General features: G+C 56.1%; 2 protein-coding genes, 1 tRNA gene, 2 rRNA genes and 1 pseudogene. All 6 read left to right on the top strand.

From position 1 onward, the window contains the following. Nucleotides 1-140 precede the first annotated feature (140 nt). The 6 genes and pseudogenes from FJW03_RS20120 (at nucleotide 141) to FJW03_RS20095 (ending at nucleotide 4,986) form a co-directional block, all read left to right on the top strand. A 23S ribosomal RNA gene (locus tag FJW03_RS20120) occupies nucleotides 141-2,953 on the top strand. A 275-nt stretch (nucleotides 2,954-3,228) separates the two neighbouring features. Continuing rightward, nucleotides 3,229-3,343: ribosomal RNA gene (rrf, locus tag FJW03_RS20115) — 5S ribosomal RNA — on the top strand. 234 nt (nucleotides 3,344-3,577) lie between these two features. Then, a tRNA-Met gene (locus FJW03_RS20110) sits at nucleotides 3,578-3,654 on the top strand. 262 nt (nucleotides 3,655-3,916) lie between these two features. Next, nucleotides 3,917-4,168, top strand: coding sequence for a transposase (locus FJW03_RS30405; RefSeq protein ID WP_140610572.1), 252 nt, complete (start codon nucleotides 3,917-3,919; stop codon nucleotides 4,166-4,168). Between the two features lie 238 nt (nucleotides 4,169-4,406). Further along, on the top strand, nucleotides 4,407-4,673 hold the full coding sequence (locus FJW03_RS20100) for a type II toxin-antitoxin system ParD family antitoxin (protein WP_140695387.1): 267 nt from the start codon (nucleotides 4,407-4,409) through the stop codon (nucleotides 4,671-4,673). A gap of 3 nt (nucleotides 4,674-4,676) precedes the next feature. After that, a pseudogene (locus tag FJW03_RS20095) lies at nucleotides 4,677-4,986 on the top strand (type II toxin-antitoxin system RelE/ParE family toxin). The last annotated feature ends 14 nt before the right edge of the window (nucleotides 4,987-5,000 follow it).

The raw sequence follows: 5,000 nt of genomic DNA, 5'->3' as shown, positions 1-5,000 counted from the left end.
ATGACATCGAGCGACAATCCCGCACAGGATTGCGCTTATGCGACGATCTCTTCGAGATCGCGCTTGGGCTAATCCCGCAAGGGTTTGGCTGAAGCGACGATTTCTTCGAAATCGCGCGGGTGGGCATTGGCAATGAGAACGATCAAGTGTCTTAAGGGCAATTGGTGGATGCCTTGGCATGCACAGGCGATGAAGGACGTGATACGCTGCGATAAGCTACGGGGAGGTGCGAATACCCTTTGATCCGTAGATTTCCGAATGGGGAAACCCACCTAAGGTGCTTGGAAAATCAGAGCAGCCAGAAGGTCGCAAGGCCGACTTGCTGCTGTGGTTTCCAAGTATCGATAATAGGTAACTTATCCTGAATACATAGGGATAAAGTGGCGAACGCGGGGAACTGAAACATCTAAGTACCCGTAGGAAAGGACATCAACCGAGACTCCGGAAGTAGTGGCGAGCGAACCCGGACCAGGCCAGTGGCGATTGAGAGACAAGCGGAACCTTCTGGAAAGTAGGGCCATAGTGGGTGACAGCCCCGTACGCGTAATGCAATCAATCGTCCTCGAGTAAGGCGGGACACGTGAAATCCTGTCTGAAATTGGGGGGACCACCCTCCAAGCCTAAGTACTCGTGCATGACCGATAGCGAACTAGTACCGTGAGGGAAAGGTGAAAAGCACCCCGACAAGGGGAGTGAAAGAGTACCTGAAACCGATTGCCTACAAACAGTGGGAGCCCGCAAGGGTGACCACGTACCTTTTGTATAATGGGTCAGCGACTTAGTGTGACGAGCAAGCTTAAACCGGTAGGTGTAGGCGCAGCGAAAGCGAGTCTGAACAGGGCGTTCAGTTCGTCGCATTAGACCCGAAACCGAGTGATCTAGCCATGAGCAGGTTGAAGGTAAGGTAACACTTACTGGAGGACCGAACCCATAACTGTTGCAATAGTTCGGGATGACTTGTGGCTAGGGGTGAAAGGCCAATCAAACTCGGAAATAGCTGGTTCTCCGCGAAATCTATTTAGGTAGAGCGTCGACCGAATACCCCAGGGGGTAGAGCACTGGATGGGCTAGGGGTCCTCACCGGATTACCAAACCTAACCAAACTCCGAATACCTGGGAGTACTAGTCGGCAGACACACGGCGGGTGCTAACGTCCGTCGTGAAAAGGGAAACAACCCTGACCTACAGCTAAGGTCCCCAAGTTATGGCTAAGTGGGAAAGGATGTGAGGATCCCAAAACAACCAGGATGTTGGCTTAGAAGCAGCCATCATTTAAAGAAAGCGTAACAGCTCACTGGTCTAAATAAGGGTCTTTGCGCCGAAAATGTAACGGGGCTAAAGCCATACACCGAAGCTTAGGGTTCGTGAGCAATCACGAGCGGTAGCGGAGCGTTCTGTAAGCTGATGAAGCCATACCCGTGAGGGGTGGTGGAGGTATCAGAAGTGCGAATGCTGACATGAGTAACGTAAGGGGAGTGAGAGACTCCCCCGCCGAAAGACCAAGGGTTCCTGCTTAAAGTTAATCTGAGCAGGGTTAGCCGGCCCCTAAGACGAGGCGGAAACGCGTAGTCGATGGGAACCACGTTAATATTCGTGGGCCTGGAGGTAGTGACGGATCACACAAGTTGTCCAATCTTATCGGATTGAACGGGCAGCGGAGTGGTTCCAGGAAATAGCTCCTCCTTATAGACCGTACCCGAAACCGACACTGGTGGTCTGGTAGAGTATACCAAGGCGCTTGAGAGAACTATGCTGAAGGAACTCGGCAAATTGCACGCGTAACTTCGGAAGAAGCGTGACCCTTTTCTGCGCAAGCAGAGGAGGGTGGCACAGACCAGGGGGTAGCGACTGTTTATCAAAAACACAGGGCTCTGCGAAGCCGCAAGGCGACGTATAGGGTCTGACGCCTGCCCGGTGCTGGAAGGTTAAGAGGAGGGGTGCAAGCTCTGAATCGAAGCCCCAGTAAACGGCGGCCGTAACTATAACGGTCCTAAGGTAGCGAAATTCCTTGTCGGGTAAGTTCCGACCTGCACGAATGGCGTAACGACTTCCCCGCTGTCTCCAGCATAGACTCAGTGAAATTGAATTCCCCGTGAAGATGCGGGGTTCCTGCGGTTAGACGGAAAGACCCCGTGCACCTTTACTATAGCTTTACATTGGCATTCGTAGTGGCATGTGTAGGATAGGTGGTAGGCTTTGAAACCTGGGCGCCAGCTCAGGTGGAGCCACCCTTGAAATACCACCCTTATCACTATGGATGTCTAACCGCGGCCCGTTATCCGGGTCCGGGACAATGTATGGTGGGTAGTTTGACTGGGGCGGTCGCCTCCTAAAGAGTAACGGAGGCGCGCGATGGTGGGCTCAGAACGGTCGGAAATCGTTCGCTGAGTGCAATGGCATAAGCCTGCCTGACTGCGAGACTGACAAGTCGAGCAGAGACGAAAGTCGGTCATAGTGATCCGGTGGTCCCGCGTGGAAGGGCCATCGCTCAACGGATAAAAGGTACGCCGGGGATAACAGGCTGATGACCCCCAAGAGTCCATATCGACGGGGTTGTTTGGCACCTCGATGTCGACTCATCGCATCCTGGGGCTGGAGCAGGTCCCAAGGGTATGGCTGTTCGCCATTTAAAAGCGGTACGTGAGTTGGGTTCAGAACGTCGTGAGACAGTTCGGTCCCTATCTGCCGTGGGTGTAGGAATATTGAAAGGATCTGTCCCTAGTACGAGAGGACCGGGATGGACGGATCTCTGGTGGACCTGTTGTGGCGCCAGCCGCATAGCAGGGTAGCTATATCCGGACGGGATAACCGCTGAAGGCATCTAAGCGGGAAACCCACCTTAAAACGAGTATTCCCTGAGAACCGTGGAAGACGACCACGTTGATAGGCCGGGTGTGGAAGAGCGGCAACGCTTGAAGCTTACCGGTACTAATAGTTCGATCGGCTTGATCGTTCTCATTCCTTATGCCCATCTGACATAGTCAGATGGTCTTACCAGCGCTCACGCATGAGCGGCCCCTCTGGGGCCTATGCTCCGCGAGGGCGCCGGAAAACCGGCGACGCGCAGTCGCGCTTGCGGGCTTTGCCCGAAGCAACCTGCAAAAGCATCGCCTTGGCACGGAAAGACAGGCAACGGCACAGCCGGATGGCGAGCAGGTATCTCCTACTCACTATTCCCTGCTGCCTAATCCCCTAACCCAGCTTCTCGAATAACGTGCGTTTTGCCGACCTGGTGGTTATGGCGGAGCGGCTGCACCCGATCCCATTCCGAACTCGGCCGTGAAACGCTCCAGCGCTGATGGTACTTCGTCTCAAGACGCGGGAGAGTAGGTCGCTGCCAGGTCTGCTAAACGCACGTTTGATCCGCACATCGTGCTTTCCAAAAATCAAAAATGATTTTTGGATCAATGTGTGGAAATCTTCTCTGAACATGGCCCGCCAACGGGAAACCTCGGGCCGCTAACGCGGCCCTTTCCATTGGCAAAACCAAAAAAGGCAATTGCAAAACGCAATCGTCAGGTAACGCAATCGCCCAGGCGATCGCAGACTACGCAAGCAAACGCTTGCTCAGCGTTGACGCGGGGTGGAGCAGCCCGGTAGCTCGTCAGGCTCATAACCTGAAGGTCACAGGTTCAAATCCTGTCCCCGCAACCAAATCATAAACGGCCCGCTTGGTTCAAACCAGCGGGCCGTTTTGCTATGCCGACCTGGCCCCCGCAACCGGATCAACGCTGGCAATCGAACCCCCAAAGCCAAATCAAATAGCCCGCATGGCATGGCACCAAGCCGGCGGCCGGTTTGATCTGGGAGCCGATGATGGTCACCAATGAGGGGAAAGGTATCCATCCGGTGAGAGCCGCCTTGTCGGCTGAGGGCGAACATCGGAAATCCTAGGGACAATCCTAGGAGTAGCCCTATGACAATGTCGCGGACGGAGGTGATCATCACATCTGTCGAGAGGCGGCGGCGCTGGTCGCGCGACGAGAAGAGGCGGCTGGTTGCGACGTCGTTGGAGGCCGGCGTGGCGGCGTCGGAAGTCGCGTGCTCCGCTGGCATTCATGTGAGCCAGCTCTTTCGGTGGCGCAAAGACCTGTGCGCTCGGTCGGAAGCGGGCACTTCGCAGTTAGTGCCGGTCGCGATGTGCCGGCTGCGGCAGCGCCGCCGGTGATGGAAACGCCGCCGAAACTAGGGCGCCGGCGTCGGAAGAGTGGCATCATCAAGATCGAATTCGGCGGTGGCCGTCATGTTCGGGTCGACGGCGACGTGGATGTCGACGCACTGCGACGTGGCCTGTCCCCGCGAGGCGATCGAATCAAAGGCAGAGCGCGGCAAGACCGGCCAATTCTGGCAATTGTTGACATCTATTGCTATCTTCCTGCGACCCACCTTCTCTCCATAAGGTTGCCATGCCCAATTACGCTCTGAACGACCATTACGAACGCTTCATCAGGAAGCAACTCGAATCAGGCCGCTACAACAATGCCAGTGAGGTTGTTCGCGCCGGCCTGCGCATGCTCGAGGATTTCGAGGCGGAGCGGGAAAAGTGGCTGCGCGAGGAGATCCCGGCGCGGCTGACCGAGCTCCAGCAGGATCCGGCGAAGGGTATTCCTGCCGAGACGGTTTTCTCCCGGCTCGAGGCGCGTCATCGTGCGAAGCAGGCGAAAGCCAAGTAGGGGATGGAGTATTGGATTGTTTTCCACCCCAGCGCGGAAGCCGAGCTGGAACAGCTCCATGACGATAGCCGAGCGTGCGTCGCCCGCGATCGCCTGGAATTTCGTTGTGGGTATCCGCTATCACTGCCTGGGCCTATCGACTTTTCCACAGCGAGGCACCGAACGGCTCGAAACCATGCCTGGGCTGCGGATCATCGGCTACCGGCGCGCCGTCAGTATCGCTTTCGCCGTCGAGGGTGGGCGGGTGCTGATCCTGGGCATCTTCTATTCCGGCCGCAACATCACTCCGGAATTGCTTGAGGAACGGCTCTGATCCGCGGGATCCGG

This window comes from Mesorhizobium sp. B4-1-4 (genome assembly GCF_006439395.2).
In the GTDB taxonomy this organism is placed as follows: domain Bacteria; phylum Pseudomonadota; class Alphaproteobacteria; order Rhizobiales; family Rhizobiaceae; genus Mesorhizobium.
The sequence above is the reverse complement of the archived record's forward strand: the minus strand, read 5'-3'. Positions and strand labels throughout refer to the sequence as shown.

Excerpts from the sequence above, each read along its gene's own strand:
- FJW03_RS20100 (WP_140695387.1), top strand. The coding sequence starts at position 4,407 with ATGCCCAATTACGCTCTGAACGACCATTACGAACGCTTCATCAGGAAG.
- FJW03_RS30405 (WP_140610572.1), top strand. The coding sequence starts at position 3,917 with ATGACAATGTCGCGGACGGAGGTGATCATCACATCTGTCGAGAGGCGG.